We start from the raw sequence: 26,404 nt of genomic DNA, 5'->3' as shown, positions 1-26,404 counted from the left end.
TCAAGACACGGTCTCAAAAGAGTTTTTTTGAAAAATACCGTGGCTGCCTAAGAGCCTCTTTATTGGAATAATTACTTTATAAATTGATTTAGATCAAATCACAAAGACTTATTTGTAGGTGCTTTCCCTAGAGCCCTTTGTTTCATCATATTGAGGCTCTAAACCGTAGCTCTTCGTTAGCTTCCATATGTAGTCAGGGACCATATTTTTAATTTTGTGCGGTGCAGTATTCCGTAAATGAATAACAGATTCAATTGCCTTCATCTCAATTCTTGCTTTTGCAAACTCCAGGCCTCGAGGTCCAAACCTAGGCATTACCCAAGCAAATATTCCTCTTAAAAAATTCGGCATTCTTTGAAGCGGCAGCCCACCCGCAGCTAATTCCACATTCTTCATAAAACCCTTAACAGGACTTAAGCGATTGCCAGATGAAGATAAAGGCTCCAAAATGAGCTCCGCCGCAAGTAAGCTTGCTAAACCTTTTCCTTTTTCATTGCGAATAATCACCCACTGCTCACCTGTGCCTGCCATGTACCCAACTGTAATATCAGAAAGTGAATTGACATAGTCAACACAGGTCTTACAGGTTGTAGGGAAAAAATCTGCCGGCAAATTAGATAGGGGCAGCTTTAGGAAAGGTATTTCTTGCTTTTGACCATTTTCAAAGCGAATCTCAACGTGATAGTCAGCCCTAAATTCTAGATAAGAAATCGTTTCCGGCTTTTCAGAAAGTAGGCCTAAAAACTGATGAAAATGCTCAGTAGTAGTGTTATCAGAACAAGGGGAGCCAATAATCAATAATTTCTCAAAGCCAAATTCTTGTTCGAGCGCTCTAGCAGCATAGACATGGCATGGAATTCCCACCATAGCCACCTTTTTATATCCTAGATCTTTTGCTTGCTCGAGGTATTGAATGATTGGGGCATAACCCATCTTCATTCCTCTGCATTGCACCATATCCTGAGGTCTTGTCACGATTACCGGAACAGGTTTCCAGCGGTCATCAGCATCAGAGCGCATTGTAATGACAGCATCAACAGCACCCTGCTCTAGCAGCACCTCACAAAGTCTCGTGATAATTCCAGTCCACTGAGCGCCTTGTAGCGGGGTCTTTAATCTAGCTCTAAACATTTCTAAATACGGTCCAAAAAAGACCTCATCAGATTGATCTGTAACGCGTTCCCTGCCGTGAACTAAGGTCTCAAATTTAGGGTATTTGGGCTGAATAAACTGACAGGCAGTTGCGCAACGTTTGGGCTGCTTAGTTCGAGATACCCCGCAATCGGTGCATAAATCACGAAATGGGGCAATCTCAATTGACTCCACTCTTTATCGGACCTTATAAAAAACGCGCCAAAACTCTTTGCTTAATCTTTTCTTTAGACAGTCCATAGCTATCTAAAAGCATATTAAGCTCACCATGCTCTACATACTCATCAGGCAGGCCTAGCAATAAAGTTTGAATATGGATATTGTTGTCTGACAGCACTTCTAAGCAAGCACTACCGGCGCCACCCTTAGTAGCGCTGTCCTCAACAAAAACTAACCCATCGTGACTATCAGAGATTTCTAATAATAATTTTTCATCCAAAGGCTTCACAAACCGCATATCTACAACGGTAGCATTGATTTCTTGGGCTACTGATAGTGCGCTGTAAAGCAATGGCCCAAAACAAATAAAAGCAATTTTTTTCTTTGGCGGTGAAGTCCTATCTATTGGACGTACTATGAGCCCCTTGCCTATTGGCAATGACTCTAATGGCAATCCCGATGTTTCCAGACCGATTCCAGCACCGCGAGGATAACGTACAGCCGCAGGACCATCATGCTTAAAAGCAGTTGTTAGCATTGCTCGGCATTCCTGCTCATTTGATGGCGTCATCAACACTAAATTTGGTAAGCAGCGTAAAAAAGCAATGTCAAATACTCCGGCATGTGTTGCCCCATCAGCGCCTACCATACCAGCTCGATCAATAGCAAATACGATAGGTAAGTTCTGCAAGGTCACATCATGTATCAGCTGATCGTAGCCACGCTGCAAGAAAGTTGAATAAATCGCAACTACTGGTTTTAGTCCCTCACAAGCAATTCCAGCCGCAAAGGTAACCGCATGTTGCTCCGCTATTCCTACATCGTAATATCGATCAGGAAAGCGACTTTCAAAATCTACCAGGCCCGAACCCTCACGCATAGCAGGAGTAATGGCAATCAAGCGTTCATCTGCCTGAGCCATATCGCATAACCACTCTCCGAATACCTGGGTATAGGCCTTCTTAGACACGGGCTTTGCTTCAATGCCCACTATCGGATCGAATGCGCTAGGGCCATGATAGGCAATAGGATCAAGCTCTGCTAATGAATATCCCTTGCCCTTTTTTGTAATAATATGAAAAAACTGAGGGCCCTCAGTTTGAGCAAGCGTTTTAACGTTTTCTAGAGTTGAAATTAGTACCTCTAAATTATGGCCATCTATTGGGCCGTAATAGTCAAACCCAAACTCCTCAAAAATCGTTGCAGGGCCGACCATTCCCTTTGCATGACCTTCTAATCTTTTTGCAAATTCACGGATGGGTGGCGCTACAGAGAGTACTTTATCGATACCTCTTTTAGTAGCCGCATACATAGAACCAGAGATCAATTTCACTAAGTAGCGGTTTAGCGCTCCTACCGCCGGTGAAATTGACATCTCGTTATCGTTCAGAATCACAATAAGCGGTACTTTTTTATTCACGCCAGCGTTATTCATCGCCTCAAAAGCCATACCAGCACTCATTGCACCATCGCCAATAATTGCTACTACATTACGTTTCTCATTTTTTGTTTTAGCAGCCACTGCCATTCCTAAGGCCGCTGAAATACTTGTAGATGAATGGGCCGTTCCAAACGCATCATATTCACTCTCACTGCGTTTAGGAAACCCTGAAATGCCACCGAACTGCCTTAGACCTGACATTGCCTCCCTGCGGCCAGTGAGTATTTTATGAGCATAGCTTTGATGACCCACATCCCAGATCAGGCGATCATAAGGGGTATCAAATACATAATGAAGTGCTATTGCGAGCTCTACTGTCCCCAGGTTTGAAGAAAGATGACCGCCCGTACTTGAAACAGAGCTCAATATAAAATTTCTAAGCTCTCTCGCTATTTGAGGGAGCTTAGAAATTTCAAAGGCCCGTAATTCTTCTGGGTTTGATATGGTTTCGAGTAAGTTAGTCATTTTTAGCATAGTCAACTCACTTGGAAGAATATATTTTAGAAATAATTTGTTTATATTCTTCCAGATTCGCATCGGAAGATTGCTTTAATGCATGAATTGGTGCGTGCATAAATTTATTAGCAAGCGCTATCGCCATATGTGAAAGGACAACCATAGGGTCGTCACCGTTAGCAATCCTTCTGCTTGCCTTTTCCAACTCAATTTTTTGATATTGCTCGCCAACGTTTTGAATTGACTTAATGATTGGTACAACGGTTCTTTTTTCTAAGGTTTCATAAAACTCCACTACACCTCTTTCAATAATCTTTTCAGCATCGCCAATAGAATCCAAACGATTTGCTTTTCCTGCGCTTACTATTTCACCGAGATCATCAATAGAGTAAAGATAGGCATTTTTAAGAGTCTTAATTTCCGGCTCAAAATCTCTTGGTACCGCTAAATCTATCAGAACAATGGGGCGTGATTGCCTAGCTTTGAGAGCTGTTTTAACCATTCCCATGCCAATGATTGGGAGCGAACTAGCAGTACAAGAAACAACAACATCGTATTCATGTAACTGCTTTGGTAAGTCAACTAAAGGGAATGCATCCGTTCTTAAATTCTTATCAGCAAAAGTTTTAATTAACTGACTACCACGATCAACGGTTCTATTTGAAATTGCAATCTTTTTTGGGGCTTTACCTGCAAAGTGATTAGCACAAAGCCCGATCATCTCCCCAGCCCCAATAAATAAAATATTGCAATCACTGACTTGTCCAAAAATACGCTCAACCAACTTAATAGAGGCGCCCGCTATTGATATAGAGTGCGCTCCAATTTGGGTATTACCTCGAACAACTTTTGCCACTGAAAAAGTTTTATTAAATAAGGGCTTTAAATAAGCCCCCAACGTCCCAACCTGATTAGCATTCTCTATAGCTTTTTTCATTTGCCCTAGGATTTGTGTTTCTCCCAGAACCATTGAATCCAATCCACTTCCGACTCTAAAGGCGTGTTTTACAGCATCGCTTTCTTTTGCTGAATAGATGTAAGGACGTAACTCATCTTTTTGGACATTATTTTGAGCTGCCAACCATTCAAAAGCTCGATCTTCCAAATGGTTCTCGGTATATTCAACATCATTTGCTGCGCAATAAATTTCCATGCGATTACATGTAGACAATATAGCTACCTCTGGTTTATGTCCCGAGCCATTTCCCTGTAAATATTTACATAAATCGATAAGTGAGTCCTGCAAAACCTCAGGCGACACTGCAACACTTTCTCGAATATCGACTGGCGCTGTGTGGTGATTAACACCGAGGTTTAAGAGCTTCATGCCTGACATACTTTTAGTAGGCCCCTGGGTTTAAGACCATCGTTTCCCAATTCAAGCGCATGGCGATACTTACCCATATTAAGTATGGAACCATTAGTAATGCGGCTAACTTTCTAATCGGCCAAATCACTAAAATAATCCCCAACACTGAGCCCCACAGGAAGCATGCTTCTATTAAGGACCAGTCTGGATGGTGCATCCTGAAATAGAAAACACTCCAAAGCACATTTAAAAATCCATTCAAAAAAAATAAAGTAATAATCTTATTTTTCTGAGATGGAGATGGATTGCTATTAAATGCAATCATCCAGGCGATTGCTGATAAAACAAAAATAATGGTCCAGATGACACCAAAAGCCCAATCTGGGGGTTTCCAGTCCGGCTGCTTTAATGAAAAGTACCAAGGGCCTATTTCTGTTGCAAGACCCCCCATTAATGATGTGCCAACCATCCAAATGGCAACCAACAAAAGGTACTTATGTTGAAAGAAAATTTTCATACCTTTGCTAGCCCTAGCAGATGTCCCATATCTTTAATAAAGATTTTGAAATGTGCAAGAGGTTTTTTGCGAACCAACTTTTTGTTCATATAAGACTCAAAGGTGAGTCTTTGCACATCTTTGTCCTCACACATTTTTACAAAACTCTCGCGACGTTTATCAGTTGAATACCAAAAATATTGCATGATTCCAAGCACCAGAAACGTCATACGATGCTCTTTCATAAATCTTTTTCTCGCGAGTTGTAGTTTTGCCGGGTTTTGCGTCTCTACAAATTCAGCAATAGCCTCACCCGCTAATTGACCACCAAGCATGGCGTAATAAATCCCCTCACCAGATGCTGGCGCTACAACTCCTGCAGCATCACCAGCCAGTACAACCTGCTTTCCGTCATCCCACTTTTTTAAAGGCTTCATAGGTAGCGGCGCGCCCTCATGTCGAACTAGCTCAGCATGCTCTAATCCAATATCCTTCCTCAATTTCCCTACTGCATTGCGGAGAGAGAAACCCTTATCAGCACTGCCAGTTCCAATACTGATCGTATCGCCATGGGGGAACACCCAACCATAAAAGTCAGGAGATACCGGTTGCTGATAGAGAACATCGCATCGACTTGCGTCAAATGAGCTTGGGCTGTCCTTAGGGGTTTTAATAATCTCGTGATAAGCAAATACATAATTTGCCTCTGCGCACCCCTTAACCCCGGCACTTCTACCCACTTGGGATTTAGCACCATCGGCGCCAATAACTGATTTGGCTAAAACGCTCTTTATAGAACCATGATCGCCATCACGGGCGCCCCTAGATCGATAATGAATCCGGACATGAGAATTCTCCCTTGTCAGGGTTTCAAATAAACCATCTTCTCTTTCGGCGCCCGCATTTACGGCACGCTTTCTTAACCATTCATCAAATTGTGCTCGATCCACCATTCCTACAAAACCATTTTCAATCGGAATATCTACTGCTTTCCCGCTAGGCGAAACCATGCGTGCTGATTTTGCTCGAGCAACCAGTAATTCATCAGGAATCTGAAAATCTTTAATTAATCTGGGGGGAATAGCGCCTCCACATGGCTTAATTCTTCCCCGTTTGTCCAGCAAGAGAACTTTCATTCCCTTTAGCGCTAGAGTATGTGCAGCGGTAGCACCGGCTGGTCCACCACCAACAACTACTGCGTCATAAATCAATTCTGATGACATTCTTCACCCCGCCTTGAATTCATTAGTGGATTTGCGTTCAACCAAAGATGCCATGTAGGCAGAGGCAACAAATAAAATTGCCTCTATAAAAAATACACTTGCATAGGCCCAGGCAGGATTCGTGAATATTGAACGGGCTAGATCACTAGCGCCAGCCCCCAATAGGCCTCCAAGACCAAACGCTATTGCTTGAGCACCACCCCAAAGGCCAATTCTGACCCCCTCTTTTCCGCCACCCCCAACTACCGCCAAGCGCATCATTGATGCGATTGCCGCAATTGAAAATGCTCCATTTGCAAGACCCAAAACATACACATTGAGCTTTAGAGGCCATTCACCTTCTAATATTCCGGCCATTACCAATCCAAACATTGCCAATGCTGATGCGAGGCAGCCATAAATCATCCATGACCTTAAAGACCCGAAGTAGCGCCTTAATCTACTTGAGCCACAAACGGCAACCAAGAGCATTCCAGTTAAAACCCCGGAATGTTGAATTCCTGAAAGACTAGTCGTTTCTCCAAGCGTGTATTTGAAAATGATTCCCGCAAAAGGCTCCAAAATTAAGTCTTGGGCACTAAAAGCAAGCATCGACAAAAAGATAAAAATGGTGAATTTTTTAGTATCCGGATCGGATAGGATCTCACTAAGGGCGCTCTTGAAAGGGATTTTTTCTTTGGTCTTGGATATCTTATTTTCAAGGTCAGAGCCTTCTAGCCTGTATAGGGCTAATGATGTAAGTGCAATAGCAACTAGCGAGATGATCCCTGAAATCAGAATTACCTTTTCAGGGGCATAAGGATCTAAAAATTTCCCTGCTAATCCACTAGTCAATGCAAACCCAAAAATCATCATCAGCCAAACGGTTGTTGCTGCAGCAGCCCTACGGTCGTCACTCACACCTTTTGCCAACAAGGCAAGCAATGATGTGCCGCTCATACTGACACCAATGCCAATTAAGAAGAAGGCTAGTATTGCAGCCAAAATTCCGATAATTAAATTAACGCCCATCAATGTCGTAGCAATAGCCGCGCCAAATCCACCTAATGCTAGCAATGCAACACCGCCGATAATCCAAGGCGTTTTCTTCGAGCCACTATCGGATTCAAAACCCATCCGCGGCCTAATAACCTGCACGAAATAATGAATAGCAACCAAAAGCCCAGGAAGGCTAGCAGGTAAAGCCAATTCAACCACCATAATGCGGTTTAGTGTTGAGGTTGTCATGACGACAATGGCACCAATTGAAGCTTGGACAAGACCCAATCGCACAATACTGAGCCATCCAAATGTAGAGTGACGAGCGACAGCTTGAGCAATTGCGATACTCATGATCCCAACTCCATGCTGTTGACTGCAAATGCTGCGACCATCATCCCCGACACTAACAATGGAACGCCAAAGCCACTAAAAAAAAGTGCTTTTTGTATAGGTTTTTTGAGGAAATCAACTAACAGGAAAACCTGCCCCATCATTAATACCCCAATAACGATGGCATAACCCTGCTTATCCCAATAAGACAATAAGATCATTACCAAGATCTGCGGGATTAACATAAATGCCGCAGAAAATTGAGCTGCTCTTTTTGCTCCCAGCTGAACAGGTAATGAGCGCACGCCCATTTGTCTATCGCCCTCAATCGCCTTGAAATCATTCAAGGTCATGATGCCGTGGGCACTTGCGCTATATAAACCTGCGAGCAATAGCGATGGTTTATTTGGAATAGATCCACCTGATAACAATGTTGCGCCTGTTATCCAAGCCAAACCTTCATAGCTCACTCCACAAGCAAGGTTTCCAATCCAACCATTATTTTTAAATCGTATCGGTGGCATGCTGTACAGCCAAGCCAAGACTAAAGCTAAAACAGTCGCTAAAAAACCAATCGCACCTAAGTAGCTGGCAGCATAAAGCGAAATCAGAGACCAAATAATGGCTATATATAATCCCCAACTTCCAGGAATTCTGCCTGATGGTATTGGCCTATCTGGTTCATTGATTGCATCAACATGACGATCGTACCAGTCATTTATAGCCTGACTTGAAGCGCAAACAAGGGGGCCAGTTAAAAGTAAACCCAAGAAAAATATTGGGAGATGTTGATTGATTGTTTCACTGCCAGTGATGGAGCCGCAAGCAAACGCCCACATTGGAGGAAACCATGTGATAGGTTTCAAAAGCGTCAAAATTGCTCTAGGTTCTGGCAGATTCATGCAAATGATTTTGTCATTGACATTTTAAAGTGTCAATTAAATTTGACACTTTTATAGCCTGTTTTTACCAGTGAAAACCCTTATATATCAATAAGAAAGGCAATTTTAGGGGTTTATGCAGCCTGCAATAAGGCTTTTGGTAAAGAGAAATTGACGTTCTCTTCAATGCCGTCTAGAGCCAGTATTTTGGCCTGACAGATAACGCCAACCGCCTCAATAATTTTGGCGGTTAATGCCTCGGGAGCAGATGCGCCAGCGGTAATTCCAATATTCGCTACCCCTCTAAACCATTTATTTTGGATTTGGCTTGGTTCATCAACCAAATAAGCAGGAATATGCAAACTGCTAGCTAATTCTTGAAGTCGTTTGGAATTTGAACTATTTTGACTTCCGACAACAATAATTAAGTCGACTTGAGGTGCCATCGCCTTAACGGCATCCTGGCGATTTTGTGTTGCATAACAAATATCTTGTCGCTTAGGCGCGTGTATCTGCGGATATCTTCGAACTAATGCAGCAGTAATCTCATGAGTCTCATCAATGGATAAAGTAGTTTGAGTTACGTAAGCCAATAAATCACTCTCACTAAATTTTAATTTGGCTACATCAGATAAGCACTCAATAAGATGAATGGATGCATCAACTTGCCCCATAGTCCCCTCTACCTCAGGATGGCCATGGTGACCAATCATAATAATTTGATAACCACGCTCTTTTAAGCGCACTACTTCAGCATGGACCTTTGCTACCAATGGGCAAGTAGCGTCAAAAACTGTAAGTTCATGCTCATCAGCCTCAAACCTCACTGCCTTGGATACACCATGTGCACTAAATATAAGGATAGCCCCCTTAGGGACGAGAGATAAGTCGTTTACAAAAATAACTCCCTTACTTTCAAAATCTTTTACTACATAAGCATTATGAATAATTTCATGTCTTACATAGATTGGGGCACCGAATCTCTTAAGGGCTTCCTCCACAATAAGGATTGCCCTTTCGACGCCTGCACAAAATCCTCGCGGTTGAGCAAGATAAATGGTTTTAGATGAGATCATATAGATTCTCTCTAGCGATTATTCTTATAGCCCCACTTCCATAACCACTCATTTGGAAATGGAAGTATGAGAAATAAATGCTCCAACAGACCAAGCCCTAATAAGGTTCCCAAAAGTGCAGAAGAAGTTGTTTCAAATAGGGAAGATTCAGAGGCTGCATGAGACCAGATTGGAATAAGAATAAGCAAAGACACGAGAATAGAAAAAGGCATCAATAAATTCATAGCCCTACGTCTAAAGTATGTAATTAGATATTTCAAATGCTGAGGCAAAAATGCTTCATTGAAATTCAAGACTCCCAAAAAGATATTTACCTTAGTGCTTTGCCTCATCCCCCACAAAATAACGTAGGTCCAAAAGCCAGTTTGATTGGCGGAGTCAAGATTAATCAAAAATAGAACGAGACCCAAACCCAATAAAGTTAATTCGTGATAATTGATCGTTTGAAATGCATACCAGGCACGTCGTAAGCCGCCTGAATCCTTTGGGCAATCTGATCGCCGTGATCCTGTGATGTAGCCGAGTAAAAATGCAAGCTCTTGCCACCCCCAAATAATAATGGCACATGTAAATGAACAATAAGCGCCGGCAATAGTTGCCTCCTGACTAGATATTTGTAGGCCCCAAAATGCAAAAATCAGGGTCACAATCGAAATAACAAATATTGCTTTGTAAAAGCGTCTTGGAAGGCTATTAATTTTTAAAATAAGTCCTGTACTAAACCACCATATAAAAATGGTAAAAATTAAAGGGCTTATCCAAAAATACATGAGTAGTTACCAAACAGGAGCAAGACGAATGTCTTGAGGAAGCTCATTTGGAACAACGGGCATGGTATAAATTTTCACAAATGTAACCATTGCGCAGGCTGCTAGGTATCCACGTTTGATTAGGGACAAAGGCCCTCCTATCAGCTTTAACTCCTCAACCTCATCGGAAATCCTTCTTAATTTGTCGAATCCTTCCCAGAGTCGTGGATTGTCTAAATCAATAGTGAAAGGAAATACTTGCTTAGTAATATCTGAAGTAATTTGCAATACTTTACGGTCATAGTCTGATGGGGAAACACCGAGCGCCTTATGAAACTCTGGACGGGAATGATCTCTAACATACATCGTGGCATATACCGCCAATAAGAAGAAACGAATCCAGAGCTTATTAACACCGCTTAGCAGATTTGGGTTTGAGCGCATCAATAAAGCAAATGCTTCGCCATGGCGAAACTCGTCGTTACACCACTTTTCAAACCAGAGAAATATTGGATGAAAACGTAATTCAGGCTTGTTTTGAATTATTCGGTAAATCGTAATATATCTTGCATATCCGATCTTTTCCGATAGGTAGGTTGCATAAAAAATAAATTTCGGCTTAAAGAAGGTGTATTTTTTAGTTCTTGCCAAGAAACCCAAATCTACGCCAATACCGAAATCCTTCAGCCATTGGTTAATAAATCCAGCATGCCTACTTTCATCTCGAGCCATATAAGAAAAAAGGCTTTTAAGATCTGGATTGTTAATCGATTTTTTAATCTCAGAATAAAGAACGCAACCTGAAAATTCGGATGTAATCGAGCTAATTAAGAAATCTAAAAATTCCTGATATAGGCCATCTGGTAAATGCGAATAATCCTTGGACATATCTTCAGGGCGCTGAAAATGCGCCTGATTAATATCCCGATCAAATTCTTGCATTAATTTATCCCATTCAGGCTTTACAGAAGAAATGTCAAATCGATCCATTTCATCAAAATCAGTTGTATAAAAGCGTGGGCTAAGAATGGTATTTTCCAAAGCCCTATCAGTTGATTCATTAATTGGACGAACAGAATCCATGCTGGTAGTGGATGCGCTCATGCCTTTACTCCTTCTTGCATAATTAATGGGCTAATTTCTTGCTTCACATTTGGCCTTGGGTATCTTTTGGCTTTACTGAATCGAGTTGTAGAAAAACTGACCTCGTACAACATAGTAATTTCTAGCCTTGCAGTAAGGTAGACCCACAGGCGCGAAAAAATCCCAGCCTTTGAAACCGTCGCCGTTCTGCTGTAGCTAAGAATTTCTCCATATTCAATATCTACGATTGGGTTATGTACTAAAACTGCATCGCCTGGCCCCACCTTGACACCATTAAGATCAACGTGTGCATACAAAAATTCAGATGTGTTGGACATATCAATATGACAATTCACTAGCTGTGTTGACATCTCTACCTCAGACTATTTAAAAATGCAGCAAACTCAGCCGCGTTATCTTTTCCAAATGACTCTAAATCAATTCGATTCTGAGTAGCCGGATCTACTAAAGTTAGCCTACCGTCAGAGTGACTAATCAATAAAAAAGCTTCATCACTTGTAATTTGACGAATGCGGCGTTCACGCGCCATTGCCCTGAGAATCCCCCTCACAAATCCGGCCTGCCCTGTTACTTTTGCTATTACCTCTCCATTATTAGCAGAAATGACCCCAACCGATCCATCCGGTAGATCCCTAAAATAGAGATCTTTTTGAACCAATACACTAGCATCTGCCTGGCGCTCTAAGGCTCCAGCCTTCATGAAACTACCAACACCAATAACCACCATCACCAAAGCAGCGAAAATTACTAATCCAATGTAATTTTGTATGCGTGCAGTAGTCATCTGAAGAATCATGCTGTTTCAACCCCTGTGAAATGACGCTTTGACTCATCTGATGCATTCTTGCTGATCTGAACAGAACGCGAAATCACATTATTTTGCACAGACCAGGCATCAACCAAAATTTGCGCAACTTCAGCACAATTCTTGATACACCTTAAGCTAGGTTGCGGAACAGCCCATTTAGTCGGCCTTGAATGGGGCCAAAGATGAAAAATAGCGATCTTAGTACCCTTATTTAACTTCATATAGATATCGCCATAACCATCTTTAGTAAGCCCACAATCGGCTGACTCGATCTGTTTAAGTGGAAAGTTAAAAGTCATATTGAGTACAATCCCAATCCGCATCACCACCCTTTTATTAGTGATCGTATACACAGCTGTAGATGCCATGAGGTAGCCTAATAAGCCAATTAAGCCAAGTCCCAAACTTGAAAAAATAATTATTTGCAATATTGAGAGAAGCATGGGGTATAGGGCTTCACTATCTAGCACGCCACTAATAACTCGATAGGCTAGCAATAACCCAAAATATAGAACAAGACCCTTCATATGAAAAACTTTAAGTAATAAAGTTTTCAGATCTGGAGAGCCTTGCCATAACACTTTCTCCCCTTCCGGCAGCTTTTCTGGAAGCCCTAATTCCGGCTCAAACTCATGCTCCGGACTGCTGTGGATATTCAAACTCATATCAGCGGTTCCTGACGACCTGGAGTAGCGTATAAAGTGCCCGCACCAAAGTAGGCCATGATTTTTTCTTCCTCTAGCAAAGTTACTTCTTCAGGATGCTTAGTCTTAGGGACCTGATTGAATTGTTCAGCAAGAATTGACTGAACTTTGATATCCCTCTTTCCTATCCGTGAAAAATTGATTGGTAGCAGCGTCCTATTGCCAGCAACATCTACCTCTAGATAGCGAATCAACATTTCCATATGATCTACCCAGACATCCGTTACAGTTCCAGCTTTTTGGCCATCTGCCCCGATAACACTTAAGCCAATTGGGTTGGTATCAATCTTAGATATTGAAATTTCGTGTAATTTTCGCAATGGACGGATACGCGCGTGGCCCTCTAGATCATAATCAACATGATCAGCTCTATTGGCATATGAACCAGGACCGACACCGGCCAGGAGAGGGTTTCCAACTGGTGCTAAGGGTGCACCGTTCCATGGATGAATAGGCACTGCTGAGACTTTTTCAGTATCAGGAGGACTTGCCAATGGGGCTAGATAAATCTCGCCAAATTCTGTAACAAACTTTTTAATACGCGGCATACCAAGAATTCCATACTCGCGACGAATCTTTCCAAAACGCTCCGTCTCCAATGGAAATCCTTCTCTTTTGCTTTCCAATGTTAGATAGACAACCAATCCAACAAAGAAAAACAAAAAAAGGTAAACCACAACTTGAGCTACATCAACATATTGTGTAATTGCACCTGTACCCATTTTTCTCTCCTTCTTTAAAAAAACTAGCCTGGAAAATCAGCTAGACCAAACTTACTCATTTTTGAACCAACCTTATTGGATCCTTTGTTGACTAATGGACCTAAAGCAACCAAAGTAATAAATAACAAATAAATTTCAATGTGATAGACGAAGCTATATCCAGTTGCAGGGCTTATTAGGGCAGATCCAATAACTCCATTCATTGCCAGATCGGCTACTACATCGCGCACCACACCACCCAATGACATGCCAATACCGGAACATGTTGCTGTAACAGCCCCCCAAGCGCCTATTACCATTCCACTCATATTTTCTTTATCCATACTCATTGCAATGGTCAGCGTACTGACCGCAAATAAGCCGCCACTAAAGCCGATCAACAAAGCCCCTGCCCTGAATAAATTTGGCGAATCCATAGGTTCAGAAAAAATGACTAATGTGAATGCAATCAAACCTAGCAATAGACCAACAGAAGCTATTCTGTATGCGTTATATCCTCGACTTAACCAACGCGCAGAGAGAGAAAATGCTGTTAATGATCCACAGGCAATTAAAGCAGTTAGGAAACTAGTTGCAGATACATCGAGCTTTAAGATTTCACCGCCATAAGGCTCCAAAATGATGTCTTGCATACTAAAAGCAGTGGTACCAAGCCCCAACATAATTAAAAAACGGCGTACATTGGGTGCTTTAATAAAGTCTTGCCAACTTTGGCTAAATTTAGGCTGCGGAGTCGAGGGGGATGTATTTTTTGGTTGCCTTGCCTCTTGCTTCCAAAGCGCGGATATGTTTAGCAACAAGGTAACTAAAGCTACACCCTGAATTACTTTAACAAGTTGTAATGGGCTAAACGGCTTCAAAAATATACTAAATAAAATTCCACTTACTACCATGCCCACTAGCAACATCACATACATCATTGCTACTACTCGGGGTCTATTTTTTTCATCGGCTAAATCCGTCGCAAGAGCCAAACCAGCTGTTTGAGTTGTCTGCATCCCAGCACCAACTAATAGGAAAGCAAATCCGGCTCCTAAATAACTAAACCAAATCGGCCAATGCGTATCCCCAGAGAGAATGATTAAGGCAAAAGGCATGATGGCAAGACCGCCAAATTGCAGCCAAGTGCCAATCCAAATGTAAGGAACTCTTCTCCAACCCAAAATTGACCGATGAACATCAGACTTATGGCCAATAAGAGCTCTAAATGGGGCAAAAATCAACGGGAGCGCTACCATCAACGCAACCAACCATGCTTCCATTCCCAACTCAACAATCATGACACGATTCAAGGTTCCAACCAATAATGAGGTGGCCATGCCAACTGAAACTTGGAACAATGAAAGTCGTAAGAGTCGGCTTAAAGGCAAATTAGGAGTAGCTACATCAGCAAAAGGCAAAAACCGAGGGTTTATCCTCATCCATGTCTTAGCCATCCTTGATAACTTAATCATGATTTTTTTTGCAACTCCATCAGTTGCGACTTATAAAAACCACTAGATACCAAATTAGTAAAAGGGGTTCCCCAATCAACAAACCAAGGAGATTGGGAGATAAGCTTATGAAGCTTTAGGTGGCTTATAGGCTCAATGAAAGGAGCCCGGTTCTTTCTTGGAAACAGGCGACCAACTCGAATCATAACCTCTAACGGTAAGGTGCTCGGCGCAAATGTAAATAAGATCTTGTCTTTAACACGAGGTGATAACTTCTCCAGGACTACCAGCATGTCGGCAGCACAATAGTGAATCATTGAATCCATCCCTACTACATAATCAAATTCACCTAAAGCCTCATCCAGCATATCGCCAGCATGAAACTCTATATTTTGGCGATCATGCTCGGCAATTCTGTCTTGGGCTAATTTGATGAGCTGAGGAGATAAATCAACGGCCATTACCTTAGCGCCTTTTTTTGCCAACTCAAGCGCTAAAGCTCCGGTACCACATCCCGCATCAAGGACTCTTTTTCCATGAAGGTTTTCTGGTAATCGACCAATGATGCTATTGCGCATTTGATCTCGACCCGCTCTCACAGTGGCCCGAATTCCGCTTACTGGTGCATCCGATGTTAGTTTCGCCCAGGCGTCGAGAGCTGTTCGATCAAAATAATCTTGCAACTTACCCCGTCTACTTAAATATGAAATAGCATCCATGATTAATCAAATCCTAGTAGGTCAAAAATTTCACGATCTTTGAGTGATTCCATGATTAAGGGGTCATCATCTAACAGTAAGCTAGCTGCCAAGCGAAGATATTCCTCCTTAACCTTCTCGATTTCTGGCGTAGACTCCATCTCAAAAATGGTGCACTTCTTTAAGCGACTTTTACGTATAGCATCTAAGTCAGGAAAGTGGGCCATCTTCTTCAAGCCGACACGATCATTAAATTTATCAATTTGATCTGTGTCTTGACTGCGGTTTGCAATTACGCCACCTAGCCTTACGTTGTAATTTTTAGCCTTTGCACTAATTGCCTGAACAATTCGATTCATTGCAAAAATAGAATCAAAATCATTTGCAGCGACAATTAAGGCGCGATCAGCATGTTGCAAAGGAGCAGCAAATCCACCGCAAACTACATCACCCAAAACGTCAAAGATCACAATATCCGTATCTTCAAGTAAATGGTGTTCTTTTAATAATTTGACGGTTTGACCAACGACGTATCCACCGCATCCTGTTCCTGCAGGAGGTCCACCCGCCTCCACGCACATAACCCCATTAAATCCCTCGTAAACAAAATCTTCGACCCTTAATTCTTCAGAGTGAAAATCAACCGACTCTAAAATATCAATCACTGTCGGAACGAGTTTTTTAGTCAAAGTAAAAGTAGAGTCATGCTTAGGATCACAACCAATCTGTATTACTCGCTTGCCTAACAAAGAGAAAGCTGCAGATAAGTTTGAGGATGTTGTACTTTTACCTATTCCCCCTTTGCCATAAATAGCAAATACCTTTGCATTGCCGATCTTTTCATTAGGGTCAAGGTGTACCTGCAAGCTACCCTCACCATCTAATGGCTTAGTTTTAGTACCGATGGATGAAACTGGGACACTAACTGTGTTCATTAAATAGGTACTCCTTCATAGACACCTTCAAGTCGATCTTCAAAATCATTGGCTACACGACGTAATGTTTCCAATACGGATGGTTCAGGCTTCCAATAGTTTCTTTCGGAAGCCTCTAATAAACGACTTGCAACCTTTGCAGATGAGGCTGGGTTTAAACTCATTAAACGTTCACGCATCTCAGGATCTAGGATGAATGTTTGGGTTAAATGCTGGTACACCCAGGGCTCGACTTGGCCAGTAGTAGCTGACCAACCAACAGTATTGGTTAAGTGACTCTCTAGTTGACGAACGCCTTCATAGCCGTGCTTTAACATTCCTTCGTACCACTTTGGATTTAGCATGCGTGAGCGGGTTTCAAGAGAAACTTGCTCATTTAGGGTTCTAACTACCGCGTCACCCTTAGTTTGGTCGCCTATATATACTGGTGCAGCTTTTCCGCCCTTGGCTCTGCGAACAGCCCTACTAACACCACCTAAGGTATCAAAATAAGTATCAATAGTAGTAACACCCAACTCGATTGAATCGAGATTTTGATAAGCTAGTTCAACATCTGCAAGAATATTATTGAGTAGTTCTGACTGCAATACAGGAATCCCGGATCTTCCGTACGCAAAGCTTTTGCGGCGTGTATATGTCTCCGCTAATTCGTTTTCGTCTTGCCATAATCCATTGTCAATCATCATGTTGACATTAGCGCCGTAAGCACTTTCAGCATTACCGAAAACACGCAATGATGCAGTTTCGAGATCGCATTGATGCAATGCCTGATACGAAAGTGCATGTTTACGAATAAAATTTTGCTCTAATGGTTCGTCAGCTGATGCAGCTAAATAGGCGGCTTCTGCAAGAATCCGAATCTGTAATGGCATCAAGTCTCTAAAAATTCCAGAAATCGATACCATGACGTCTATTCTTGGACGCCCCAACTCTTCCAAGGAAATTAATTGGGCTCCTGCTAACCGACCAAAACTATCAAAACGGGGTAATGCGCCCATTAACGCAAATATTTGTGCGATGGGACCGCCCTCAGTTTTTAAATTATCAGTACCCCATAAAACCATAGCAATCGACTCTGGCAAAGGATTTCCATCAGCCTGATAACGCTCCAGAAGCTTGCTTGCCTGATATTGACCGTCTTTCATAGCGAACTTACTAGGAATACGAAATGGATCAAAGCCGTGAACATTACGTCCAGTAGGTAAGACTTGTGGGTTTCGCAGAACATCTCCGCCAGGCGCTGGCCTGATGTAACGACCATCCAAGGCTTTTAAAATCCCCTGCATTTCACTATCAGATTGAAGCTCACGATACATTGTTAATACTTGGTTTATTTCGGTCCTTAGGCTCTCACTAAGTGTTAAATTTTGGTTTTTTGCGAATAGCTCAATCCCGCCACCTTGAATCAACTCAGCTAAAGCTTCTTTATTAATATTCTGTAGCTCACCATCTTGCACTGATAAGTAACTGAGTAGCATCTCAATACTTTGCTCAAAATTTACAGGCGCTCCTAAAATATGTAATCCATAAGGAATTAGGGCGTACTCTAATTCGAGAATCTTTTCACTAAGACGTAAAACAATTGCGTTGACTTTATTTGCATCTAAATTTTTCCATAAGGGCTCAGCTACTTCAAACTCTAAACTCACTGCTTGCGCTTGCAATGAATCCAATAGCTCGATTTGATTGGCATCCCATGAGGTATCTTTAGCCATTGGAGCTAATTTGCGCCAATGTTCAACCGCTTCCTTAAACTCAAGCAGGCCTTGATACAAGCCAGCCTGAGACACAGGAGGAGTCAAATAGCTAATTAACGTTGCTCCAGCACGTCTTTTAGCAATCGCACCCTCGGAAGGATTGTTTGATGCATAAATGTAAAGATTTGGTAAATCATGAATTAGACGGTCTGGCCAGCAAGCGCCGGACATACCCGATTGCTTACCAGGCATAAATTCAAGTGCACCATGCGTGCCAAAATGAAGCACAGCGGATGCTGCAAAGTCCTCTCGAATATAGCGATAGAACGCTGAAAAAGCATGGGTAGGAGCAAATCCTTTTTCATGCAACAAGCGCATAGGATCGCCTTCGTAACCAAATCCAGGCTGTAGTGCTACAAAAACATTTCCAAACTGTTTTCCAAGAATAAAAATTGAGGCTCCGTTCGTTAGAAAAGTACCTGGTGCAGGACCCCATTGGGATTCAATCTCTTTTAGCCAAGGCTCACGTTTGATGTAGTCGTTTGCGTCAACTTGCGTATGTACATTTGCATCGGTACCAAATTCTTTAGAATTCCCCGCCAATATTTGATTCCTAAACTCATCTACTGAATTCGGTACATCAACTGTGTATCCCTCTGCCTTAAGGCTATTTAATGTATTGAAGACTGACTCAAATACACTTAGGTGTGCCGCCGTTCCTACCCTACCAGCATTTGGAGGAAAGTTAAACATGACTAGCGCAACTTTTCTATTGGCCATCTCTGATTTACGCAAAGCGACCAACTTACTTACTCTTGCAGCCAACATTGCAGTTCGTTCTACACAAGTGTGCATGTCATGCCGATTGATGCTGGCCTCAAATACACAGCCTTTATGACAGCCCTTGCATTGCACATCAGCATCACCTGCGCGACCACCAAATACCATAGGCACAATCGCACCATCTAATTCTGGTATGGCAATCATCAGGGTATTTTCAACTGGGAGTAATCCGCGATCAGAGCTACCCCATTCATTTAATGTCTGGAACTCCAGTGGCTGTGCTGCAAGGTAAGGCACATCAAGAGATGCCAATACTTCTTCAGCTGCTTTTGCATCGTTATATGCTGGACCGCCAACCAATGAAAATCCAGTTAAAGAAACTACTGCATCAACTATATTTTTTCCATTTTGGTAGAAAAATTGATCTATCGCAGGTCTTGCATCAAGACCAACAGCAAAGATTGGTAGAACCTGTAAACCCTGAGCTTCTAGCGAAGCAATCACTGAGTCATAATGCAAAGTATTGCCAGCCAAGATATAAGATCTCAGCAAAAGCAGTCCAACCCGACCTTTGGATTTCTTATCAGAAACCAATTTAGGTAAATCATCAATAGACTCACTCATACGGCCTTTGAGCCGTGGATGATAAATACCGTTATCAGGATAAATGACTGGCTCAATAAGCTTTTCTTTAGTCCTTAAAACTTGTCTCTCACCGGCGGCATAACGATTAACTAAATTGGTCACCATATGGAAGAGGTTTTCCTCGGAGCCACCCAACCAATATTGCAATGTCAAGAAATAGGCTCTGACGTCTTGTGCGTTACCTGGAATAAATCGGAGAATTTTTGGCAAACGACGGAGCATTCGCATTTGTGCTGCACCACCAGTTTGAGCCTTCTCTTTATTTCCGCGCAAACGCTTTAATAAAGCCATCAATCCAGTCGCCGGCTTACCCATATCGAACCCGCCCATACGAGTGAGGGAAACCACTTCACCTGCTGACATTGCACAAATCATGGCATCGCAATGATCACGGCGAGCTTTTAAGGCCTCAATTACAGGCTTGTAGTGATCTTCCATGAACAGCATCGTCACAATCAGAATGTCAGCTGCCTCGATATCCTGAATGCAGCTATCAAGCGCTTTGCTATCGACCGTCCAAGCTGAAGCAGCATGAATAGATAATTCCAGTCCTGGAATTTTCTTTTTAAGTGCATAACGAGCCCTCTCTGTCGCACTGGATAGGTGCGTATCCATGGTGATAATTGCAACTCTCATAGGAATATGCTTATCTACCATAGTGAGCCTTTGCATCGTAGAGGGTTTCAATGGTGATGTGACTAATACCATGCTCAACTGCAAATTTTTCAGTATTACGACGCGCCTTCCCTCTGACAAAAAATGGAATCTTTCCCAACTCTTTTTCAGCATCGGCAGCCCACAAACTATCAACAGAGCTAGATATTGCCTCTCCTGCATTAATCTTGATGGGGGATGGGCTTGCTACAGAAATCTGTGAGGTCTTTGACTGGCTAGATTCGGGTGGGGCTGCATGCCCTAAATGAGAAGGCGCAGCTTTTGCACTAAATTCAAAATCATCCCGAAACATCATGATCAGATGCTCTTCAAGCCCCATCATCAGAGGATGAATCCAAGTATCAAATAAGACATTGGCACCCTCAAAGCCCATCTGAGGGGAATAGCGCGCAGGGAAGTCTTGTACATGCACTGGTGCAGAAATTACTGCACAAGGAATGCCTAATCTCTTAGCGATATGGCGCTCCATCTGAGTACCTAAAACTAGATCTGGAGCTAATTCAGATACTTTTTGCTCGACCTCTAAATAATCATCAGTAATGAGCGCTTCAACATCGTACAGTTTTGCTGCTTCGCGTACTTCACGAGCAAATTCACGGCTATATGTTCCTAAACCGACTACCTTAAAACCAATTTCATCTGCGGCCACCTTGGCTGCAGCGATAACGTGACTTGCATCACCAAAAATAAATACCCGTTTATCAGTTAAATAAGTAGAGTCAACTGATTTTGCATACCAGTGTGCCCGCTCCTCTTGATTTGCTAAGGTGGACTCAGGATTGAGATTGGCGAGCCGTGCTACCTCCTCAATAAATGCCTTAGTCGCTTTAGTACCAATTGGAATAATCTTTGTAAATGGCTGTCCAAAGGTTTTATTCAACCAAGTGCAAGTCAGCTGACTAATCTCAGGATAGAGTGATACATTGAAATCAGCCGCCGGGATCTTGGCCAGATCAGATACAGATGCATTTAAAGGGGCTACTACCCTCACTTCAATGCCCATAGATTCCAATAAGCCCTGAATCTCCTGTACATCATCACGATTTCTGAACCCTAAGGCTGTTGGTCCCAAAATATTGCAAGTAGGTTTCTGACCTTCTTGCTTACTAGCAGTGCGATTCTCTTGATACTGCTGAGCTGAAATGGATTTATCTACAGCTACCAAACCACGAACAATGTGATAGAAAGTTTCTGAGGCACCCCAGTTTTCCTTTTTCTGATACGAAGGTAGCTCTAGAGGAATCACCGGAATTGGCAGAGTAAGTGCTCTAGCTAGACCACCTGGGTCATCCTGAATTAACTCAGCAGTACAAGATGCTCCGACAATCATCGCCTTAGGTTGAAAACGCTGATATGCGTTATTCACAGAATCCTGAAATAGCTGGGCAGTATCCCCTCCTAGATCCCTTGCCTGAAAGGTCGTATAGGTAACTGGAGGACGCTTACGAGACCTGCCAATCATCGTAAATAGTAAATCTGCGTAAGTATCTCCCTGGGGAGAATGCAAAACATAATGTAAGTCAGTCATTGATGCAGCAATTCGCATTGCACCAATATGTGGAGGGCCTTCATAAGTCCAGAGTGTTAGTTGCATGGACCTATTCCTTATGCCGCTAACTTCATACTGCGATTTAAAGGACGTGCGAAAAGCTCTGCCAAATCAGCAGCTTGCTCATAGCCATGCACGGGACTAAATACCAGCTCAATAGACCACTTTGTAGTGATTCCCTCTGCTTCTAGGGGATTTGCCAGCCCAAGGCCGCAAACCACAATATCGGGTTGATCGGCGCGACAACGATCTAATTGGCGCTCAAGATCCTGCCCCTCTACAATTTTTGAGCCCTCTGGCAATAAATCTAGCTCGCACTCTAAATGCTGCTTGTGAAGGTAAGGCGTCCCAATTTCAAGCACCCTCATACCGCACTCACGAGATAAAAATCGTGCCAAAGGAATTTCTAATTGCGAGTCGGGGAAAAAAGAAATGGTCTTGTTTTCCAGTACCGGAAGATAGCGTGCCAAACTTTTTTTTGCCCGCTCAATTTTTCCCTGAGTTACACCTTCAAAATGTTCTGATGTAATTCCCCACAAATGAGCGGCTGCTTTTAGCCAGGCGGTAGTTCCTTCAATTCCAAAAGGAAATGGTGCTGCGATTCTTTTTGCGCCACGCTCTTCAATCAATCTAGCTGTCTCAGCTAAGAATGGCTGAGCCAATAGATATTGTGTACTGCCATGTATTTCAATTGACTGTTGAGAATTTTTTGGCGGGAAAAAGGAAACATTTTCAATGCCAAGCTCAGTAAAAAGTCGTTTGAATTGATCTTCAACGACGTCTGGCAAGCAACCTACGATTAATAGATTTTTGTCTTTTGCCGCTACCTGTTTAGGGGTATCGTTAATGAGTGAAGCTAAGCAAGCATCCTCACCCTGTGTAAAAGTTGTCTCAATTCCACTGCCGGAGTAACTTAATATGCGGCATTTGCTGACAAATTCCTTACTCAATCGCTGAGCAGCGCGAGATAGATCTAATTTAATTACCTCCGATGGACAAGAGCCAACTAAAAAAAGCATCTTAATGTCGGGGCGCCTAGCCAGTAAGGCCTTCACAACGCGATCTAACTCCTCGTGCGCATCTGCCAAACCCGCTAGATCACGATCATCAATAATGGCCGTAGCAAAACGGGGCTCGGCAAAAATCATTACGCCAGCCGCAGACTGTACTAAGTGTGCGCAAGTACGAGAACCGACAACTAAGAAGAAAGCATCTTGAATCTTACGATGCAGCCAAATAATTCCTGTCAGACCACAAAACACCTCTCTTTGACCACGTTCTTTATAAATAGGAATACTTTTCCCTGATTTATTCAAATGGTCTTGGGGCAATTCAACAATGGCATTCATGCAACCACCCCATTACTCACTTGTAGGCGGGCCATCCTGAGCTTATAAATAAATTGCCCAGCATTAACAAAGTAGGAGGTATATGCGGCTAATGCGAGATACATTAAGCCCTCTTTACCCATTCCCCCAACGATGAGGAAATAAAGATACAAAGTATGCAAAGAGATCACGAGCATACTAAATACGTCTTCCCAAAAGAAGCTCTCGGCAAAGAGATATTTACCAAATACAACCTTCTCCCAAATACTTCCAGTCAACATGATCAAATAGAGGAAGATTGTTTTGACTATCACAGAGATAGTTGCTATTTCATACCCCTCACCACCAATGAGGTATCGCAAGACTAAAGTGAGACTAATCAAACAAACTAAAAATTGAATTGGTGCCAAGATTCCCTGAACCAAGGTCCACACAGTTGCATCGCGTTTTGCACGCTGCTCTTGGCTGTAAAGTGGCTTACTAATCTTCATTTTTTGGCGCTGTCTTATTGGCTTTGTGTAAACAAAACTTTACGCCAAATACGCCTTACTAAAACTAGTACTTACCCCTATTTAGGTAGGTAATAACCCTTAAATATCAAAAATAATTGCATTATTAAGGACATAAATGTAATATTTATTTTACATATAAGTAACGTTGATAAGCAACTTTTATCCTCGGGAGCATTGATGGACACCTTAGTCAAAAAAGAACTCATCAGGGAAGTTTTCAGCACTCAATTACCCAGGCTAATTGAAGAGATTGAACGCAAGGTTGATAAGTCAACCCTTAACCCACCATCCAATGAAAGCTGGATTCAAACTCCAGCAGCTCAACATAAAAACCAAAAAGCGTTAAACGAAGAGCAGGTATGCAAAATTACTGAGTTATTACTTGATGCAGAAGAAGGCGCATTCGAGCTTGCAATCACCGTATTAAAAACTCATGGAGTATCAATTAACTATATTGTTTTAGAGCTTATTCCCGAAATCGCCAAGAAGCTGGGGAAGCAATGGGAGGAGGATACATTAAGTTTTGCCGAGGTATCCATTGGGGTTGGAAAGCTAGAGCGCGCAATACATAAACTGGATTACTTATTCCAAGCTACTCAATTAGAAAAGCGACAGGACAAATCAATTCTGATCTCCCTCTTTCCGGACTCACAGCACTCTCTTGGAACATTAATCTTATCTAACTTCTTTACCTATTCTGGCTGGCAGGTTTATCGGCCAGCTAATAATGGACTGAATGCAATAATTCATGAAATTGAATCAAAACATCACCATGTATTAGGAATATCTATTTCTACTTATGAGCAACTTCAGGAGCTTCCAAGCTTAATTAAGTTACTCAAGGGAAAATCTAATAACCCTCAAATCCTTGTTCTAATTGGAGGTCCGCTCTATAATAAAGCGCCTGAAAAGTTTAATCATATTCAGGCAGATGTCAAAGCTTTTACTCCTAAAGAATCTGTGCAAAAGTTAGATCAGCATCTCAGCCTAATAGAAAATAACACTTAGATGCATAAGTAGAAAAAATATTGTGACCAAAATTGTGAATTTAGCCACACCTGAACTAAATACATTAAATGTAAATCAAGCAGCTTCTCTGCTTGCTCATTCTGTAGATCTCGTTTTAGTCATCGATCAATCTGGAATGATTGAGAAAGTCATCGACGGCTCAAAACCAGTTCATACCAAGACACAGTCATTGCTTGGGAAAAAATGGATAGACACTGTTGCGATTGATAGCCAGCCGAAGGTAAACGCACTACTTAAAACAACTAGCAATAGTGAAGAGCAGAATTGGCGTCAAGTAAATCAAGAGATGGGTGACTCTTCTTCCATTCCCATTCAATTTAGTACGCTTTTTTTTCAGCAACAAAATAAGCTGATTGCAATCGGTAAAGATCTTAGCGGCCTATCCGCCCTTCAACAAAAATTAGTTCAATCTCAACAAGAAATTGAGCGGGACTATGCAAGTCTTCATGCAATAGAAAATCGATACTTACAATTATTTAATAGCATTGATCAGGCCTATTTAATTGTTGATAGCTTGACGCTGAAAATTTTAGAAGTAAATAAATCCGCCGGGTTTTTAGTAGGTGATCTTAAAAAGATTCAGGGCAAGCTATTTACCAATCTTTTTCCGACTAAGGATCATGTCGCTATACAAGAATACCTTACTGGATCTAAGTCGGGGATCATGCAATCCTCTATTCATTCGACCCTAGAGAACCTTCAGGAAGATGTAGAAATTTCCAGCGTACTTTTACGCGAAGGTAATCACAATATCTGCCTAGTTACGGTAAAGCCTAAAGCTAGCGGCATTCAAGTTGGTAATGCAAGCGATCAAAGCGTCTTGGTATCACAAGCAATCGAAGATTTCCAAGATGGCTTCATCATTTGCAGTACAAATGGCGTTATTTTGACCGCGAATAACGCTTTTCTTTCAATGTCACAAACTACTCAGAAAGATAATATTCTTGGTAAGTCTTTTGAGCTATGGCTTGGTAGAGCCAGTATTGATTTAAAAATTATTCTAGGGACTGTACGTGAGTATGGAGTAATTAAAGACTATGCAAGCACCATCACTACTGATGATGGCAGCTCACCGATAAATGTTGTCATATCGGCAACAAATTTCAATGCTGGAAAATTATCAGCTGTAGCCATTGGCATTCATCAAATATCAAAAACTTCTCGTGAGCCAGCAAGCAAATCAGATAACTTGGGCAAGAATGCAAAAGAGCTTACCCAATTAGTTGGCAAAGTTCCGCTTAAGCAAATTGTCACTGAAACAACAGACATTATTGAAAAACTTTGTATCCTAGCAGCCCTCGATCTCACCATGTCTAACAGGGCCTCAGCTGCCGAGCTGCTGGGATTATCACGCCAAGGTCTCTATATCAAAATGAGACGTTTTGGTATTGTCGATAACAACGTTAGCGATGATTTAGATTCATAAGACCTCATGAGTGAACAGACGGCAGTACTGGTTTTAATAGATATTGCGTCTGGATCTAGGTTGTGGGGGTTTAGTCGCTATATTTTTGGTAAATTTCCATTCA

Annotated in this window: 23 protein-coding genes; 2 read left to right on the top strand and 21 right to left on the bottom strand. The window is 42.1% G+C overall.

Translation table 11 applies throughout. The features are described 5' to 3' along the window. Positions 1-108: 108 nt before the first annotated feature. The 21 genes from ICN36_RS05205 to bchF all read right to left on the bottom strand — a co-directional run bounded on the left by ICN36_RS05205 (position 109) and on the right by bchF (position 23,825). A complete protein-coding gene (locus ICN36_RS05205) occupies positions 109-1,326 on the bottom strand; it encodes a Coenzyme F420 hydrogenase/dehydrogenase, beta subunit C-terminal domain (protein WP_216227327.1) in 1,218 nt (405 codons plus the stop codon). A gap of 13 nt (positions 1,327-1,339) precedes the next feature. Next, positions 1,340-3,217, bottom strand: a complete 1,878-nt coding sequence (gene dxs / locus ICN36_RS05200; protein ID WP_216227326.1) for a 1-deoxy-D-xylulose-5-phosphate synthase — start codon at positions 3,215-3,217, stop codon at positions 1,340-1,342. 16 nt (positions 3,218-3,233) lie between these two features. Further along, the gene (gene hemA / locus ICN36_RS05195) at positions 3,234-4,535 is read right to left on the bottom strand and encodes a glutamyl-tRNA reductase (protein ID WP_216227325.1); all 1,302 of its coding nucleotides are present in this window, start codon (positions 4,533-4,535) and stop codon (positions 3,234-3,236) included. Positions 4,536-4,548: 13 nt separating this feature from the next. Further along, positions 4,549-5,034, bottom strand: coding sequence for a TspO/MBR family protein (locus ICN36_RS05190; RefSeq protein WP_216227324.1), 486 nt, complete (start codon positions 5,032-5,034; stop codon positions 4,549-4,551). Further along, positions 5,031-6,236 carry a geranylgeranyl diphosphate reductase gene (locus tag ICN36_RS05185; RefSeq protein WP_068949113.1) on the bottom strand — a complete coding sequence of 402 codons (1,206 nt, stop codon included), beginning with the start codon at positions 6,234-6,236 and terminating at the stop codon, positions 5,031-5,033. Before ICN36_RS05185 ends, ICN36_RS05190 begins: the two co-directional genes overlap by 4 nt. 3 nt (positions 6,237-6,239) lie before the next feature. After that, the gene (locus ICN36_RS05180) at positions 6,240-7,568 is read right to left on the bottom strand and encodes a BCD family MFS transporter (protein WP_216227323.1); all 1,329 of its coding nucleotides are present in this window, start codon (positions 7,566-7,568) and stop codon (positions 6,240-6,242) included. Then, positions 7,565-8,449 carry a chlorophyll synthase ChlG gene (gene chlG, locus ICN36_RS05175; RefSeq protein ID WP_216227322.1) on the bottom strand — a complete coding sequence of 295 codons (885 nt, stop codon included), beginning with the start codon at positions 8,447-8,449 and terminating at the stop codon, positions 7,565-7,567. Before chlG ends, ICN36_RS05180 begins: the two co-directional genes overlap by 4 nt. Before the next feature lie 113 nt (positions 8,450-8,562). Next, positions 8,563-9,504, bottom strand: a complete 942-nt coding sequence (ispH, locus tag ICN36_RS05170; protein WP_216227321.1) for a 4-hydroxy-3-methylbut-2-enyl diphosphate reductase — start codon at positions 9,502-9,504, stop codon at positions 8,563-8,565. 11 nt (positions 9,505-9,515) lie between these two features. Beyond that, positions 9,516-10,274 carry a putative photosynthetic complex assembly protein PuhE gene (gene puhE, locus ICN36_RS05165; protein WP_216227320.1) on the bottom strand — a complete coding sequence of 253 codons (759 nt, stop codon included), beginning with the start codon at positions 10,272-10,274 and terminating at the stop codon, positions 9,516-9,518. Positions 10,275-10,280: 6 nt separating this feature from the next. Next, a complete protein-coding gene (gene acsF / locus ICN36_RS05160) occupies positions 10,281-11,357 on the bottom strand; it encodes a magnesium-protoporphyrin IX monomethyl ester (oxidative) cyclase (protein WP_255531243.1) in 1,077 nt (358 codons plus the stop codon). Further along, entirely contained in the window at positions 11,354-11,707 is a 354-nt protein-coding gene (locus ICN36_RS05155) for a hypothetical protein (RefSeq protein ID WP_216227319.1), read from the bottom strand. Before ICN36_RS05155 ends, acsF begins: the two co-directional genes overlap by 4 nt. A 2-nt stretch (positions 11,708-11,709) precedes the next feature. Next, positions 11,710-12,153 (bottom strand): photosynthetic complex assembly protein PuhC, encoded by a 444-nt coding sequence (gene puhC, locus ICN36_RS05150; protein WP_216227318.1) that lies wholly within the window; start codon positions 12,151-12,153, stop codon positions 11,710-11,712. Next, a complete protein-coding gene (gene puhB, locus ICN36_RS05145; RefSeq protein ID WP_216227317.1) occupies positions 12,150-12,830 on the bottom strand; it encodes a photosynthetic complex putative assembly protein PuhB in 681 nt (226 codons plus the stop codon). Before puhB ends, puhC begins: the two co-directional genes overlap by 4 nt. After that, complete coding sequence (gene puhA / locus ICN36_RS05140) at positions 12,827-13,591, bottom strand: photosynthetic reaction center subunit H (protein WP_216227316.1); 765 nt, start codon at positions 13,589-13,591, stop codon at positions 12,827-12,829. The genes puhB and puhA overlap by 4 nt, the downstream gene beginning before the upstream one ends. A gap of 23 nt (positions 13,592-13,614) precedes the next feature. Beyond that, positions 13,615-15,045 (bottom strand): BCD family MFS transporter, encoded by a 1,431-nt coding sequence (locus ICN36_RS05135; protein ID WP_216227315.1) that lies wholly within the window; start codon positions 15,043-15,045, stop codon positions 13,615-13,617. Further along, a complete protein-coding gene (bchM, locus tag ICN36_RS05130; RefSeq protein WP_216227314.1) occupies positions 15,042-15,743 on the bottom strand; it encodes a magnesium protoporphyrin IX methyltransferase in 702 nt (233 codons plus the stop codon). Before bchM ends, ICN36_RS05135 begins: the two co-directional genes overlap by 4 nt. Positions 15,744-15,745: 2 nt before the next feature. Beyond that, a complete protein-coding gene (bchL, locus tag ICN36_RS05125; RefSeq protein ID WP_068949101.1) occupies positions 15,746-16,657 on the bottom strand; it encodes a ferredoxin:protochlorophyllide reductase (ATP-dependent) iron-sulfur ATP-binding protein in 912 nt (303 codons plus the stop codon). Next, positions 16,657-20,418 carry a magnesium chelatase subunit H gene (locus ICN36_RS05120; protein WP_255531242.1) on the bottom strand — a complete coding sequence of 1,254 codons (3,762 nt, stop codon included), beginning with the start codon at positions 20,416-20,418 and terminating at the stop codon, positions 16,657-16,659. The genes bchL and ICN36_RS05120 overlap by 1 nt, the downstream gene beginning before the upstream one ends. A gap of 10 nt (positions 20,419-20,428) precedes the next feature. Next, complete coding sequence (gene bchB, locus ICN36_RS05115) at positions 20,429-22,051, bottom strand: ferredoxin:protochlorophyllide reductase (ATP-dependent) subunit B (RefSeq protein WP_216227313.1); 1,623 nt, start codon at positions 22,049-22,051, stop codon at positions 20,429-20,431. A gap of 11 nt (positions 22,052-22,062) precedes the next feature. Beyond that, the gene (locus ICN36_RS05110) at positions 22,063-23,355 is read right to left on the bottom strand and encodes a ferredoxin:protochlorophyllide reductase (ATP-dependent) subunit N (RefSeq protein WP_216227312.1); all 1,293 of its coding nucleotides are present in this window, start codon (positions 23,353-23,355) and stop codon (positions 22,063-22,065) included. Then, positions 23,352-23,825 carry a 2-vinyl bacteriochlorophyllide hydratase gene (gene bchF, locus ICN36_RS05105; RefSeq protein WP_216227311.1) on the bottom strand — a complete coding sequence of 158 codons (474 nt, stop codon included), beginning with the start codon at positions 23,823-23,825 and terminating at the stop codon, positions 23,352-23,354. Before bchF ends, ICN36_RS05110 begins: the two co-directional genes overlap by 4 nt. A gap of 198 nt (positions 23,826-24,023) precedes the next feature. Here bchF and ICN36_RS05100 point away from each other — a divergent pair, with 198 nt between their 5' ends. Together ICN36_RS05100 and ppsR are read left to right on the top strand one after the other, a co-directional pair. Beyond that, positions 24,024-24,854, top strand: coding sequence for a B12-binding domain-containing protein (locus tag ICN36_RS05100; protein WP_216227310.1), 831 nt, complete (start codon positions 24,024-24,026; stop codon positions 24,852-24,854). A gap of 22 nt (positions 24,855-24,876) precedes the next feature. Further along, complete coding sequence (gene ppsR, locus ICN36_RS05095) at positions 24,877-26,301, top strand: transcriptional regulator PpsR (protein WP_216227309.1); 1,425 nt, start codon at positions 24,877-24,879, stop codon at positions 26,299-26,301. Positions 26,302-26,404 lie beyond the last annotated feature (103 nt).

The organism is Polynucleobacter sp. UK-Gri1-W3 (assembly GCF_018881595.1).
In the GTDB taxonomy this organism is placed as follows: domain Bacteria; phylum Pseudomonadota; class Gammaproteobacteria; order Burkholderiales; family Burkholderiaceae; genus Polynucleobacter.
The sequence above is the reverse complement of the archived record's forward strand: the minus strand, read 5'-3'. Positions and strand labels throughout refer to the sequence as shown.

Bases quoted from the DNA above. Each gene is read 5' to 3' on its own strand.
- dxs (WP_216227326.1), bottom strand. From the start codon at position 3,217: ATGACTAACTTACTCGAAACCATATCAAACCCAGAAGAATTACGGGCC.
- hemA (WP_216227325.1), bottom strand. From the start codon at position 4,535: ATGAAGCTCTTAAACCTCGGTGTTAATCACCACACAGCGCCAGTCGAT.
- ICN36_RS05190 (WP_216227324.1), bottom strand. From the start codon at position 5,034: ATGAAAATTTTCTTTCAACATAAGTACCTTTTGTTGGTTGCCATTTGG.
- ICN36_RS05185 (WP_068949113.1), bottom strand. From the start codon at position 6,236: ATGTCATCAGAATTGATTTATGACGCAGTAGTTGTTGGTGGTGGACCA.
- ICN36_RS05180 (WP_216227323.1), bottom strand. From the start codon at position 7,568: ATGAGTATCGCAATTGCTCAAGCTGTCGCTCGTCACTCTACATTTGGA.
- chlG (WP_216227322.1), bottom strand. From the start codon at position 8,449: ATGAATCTGCCAGAACCTAGAGCAATTTTGACGCTTTTGAAACCTATC.
- ispH (WP_216227321.1), bottom strand. From the start codon at position 9,504: ATGATCTCATCTAAAACCATTTATCTTGCTCAACCGCGAGGATTTTGT.
- puhE (WP_216227320.1), bottom strand. From the start codon at position 10,274: ATGTATTTTTGGATAAGCCCTTTAATTTTTACCATTTTTATATGGTGG.
- acsF (WP_255531243.1), bottom strand. From the start codon at position 11,357: ATGAGCGCATCCACTACCAGCATGGATTCTGTTCGTCCAATTAATGAA.
- ICN36_RS05155 (WP_216227319.1), bottom strand. From the start codon at position 11,707: ATGTCAACACAGCTAGTGAATTGTCATATTGATATGTCCAACACATCT.
- puhC (WP_216227318.1), bottom strand. From the start codon at position 12,153: ATGATTCTTCAGATGACTACTGCACGCATACAAAATTACATTGGATTA.
- puhB (WP_216227317.1), bottom strand. From the start codon at position 12,830: ATGAGTTTGAATATCCACAGCAGTCCGGAGCATGAGTTTGAGCCGGAA.
- puhA (WP_216227316.1), bottom strand. From the start codon at position 13,591: ATGGGTACAGGTGCAATTACACAATATGTTGATGTAGCTCAAGTTGTG.
- ICN36_RS05135 (WP_216227315.1), bottom strand. From the start codon at position 15,045: ATGATTAAGTTATCAAGGATGGCTAAGACATGGATGAGGATAAACCCT.
- bchM (WP_216227314.1), bottom strand. From the start codon at position 15,743: ATGGATGCTATTTCATATTTAAGTAGACGGGGTAAGTTGCAAGATTAT.
- bchL (WP_068949101.1), bottom strand. From the start codon at position 16,657: ATGAACACAGTTAGTGTCCCAGTTTCATCCATCGGTACTAAAACTAAG.
- ICN36_RS05120 (WP_255531242.1), bottom strand. From the start codon at position 20,418: ATGAGAGTTGCAATTATCACCATGGATACGCACCTATCCAGTGCGACA.
- bchB (WP_216227313.1), bottom strand. From the start codon at position 22,051: ATGCAACTAACACTCTGGACTTATGAAGGCCCTCCACATATTGGTGCA.
- ICN36_RS05110 (WP_216227312.1), bottom strand. From the start codon at position 23,355: ATGAATGCCATTGTTGAATTGCCCCAAGACCATTTGAATAAATCAGGG.
- bchF (WP_216227311.1), bottom strand. From the start codon at position 23,825: ATGAAGATTAGTAAGCCACTTTACAGCCAAGAGCAGCGTGCAAAACGC.
- ICN36_RS05100 (WP_216227310.1), top strand. From the start codon at position 24,024: ATGGACACCTTAGTCAAAAAAGAACTCATCAGGGAAGTTTTCAGCACT.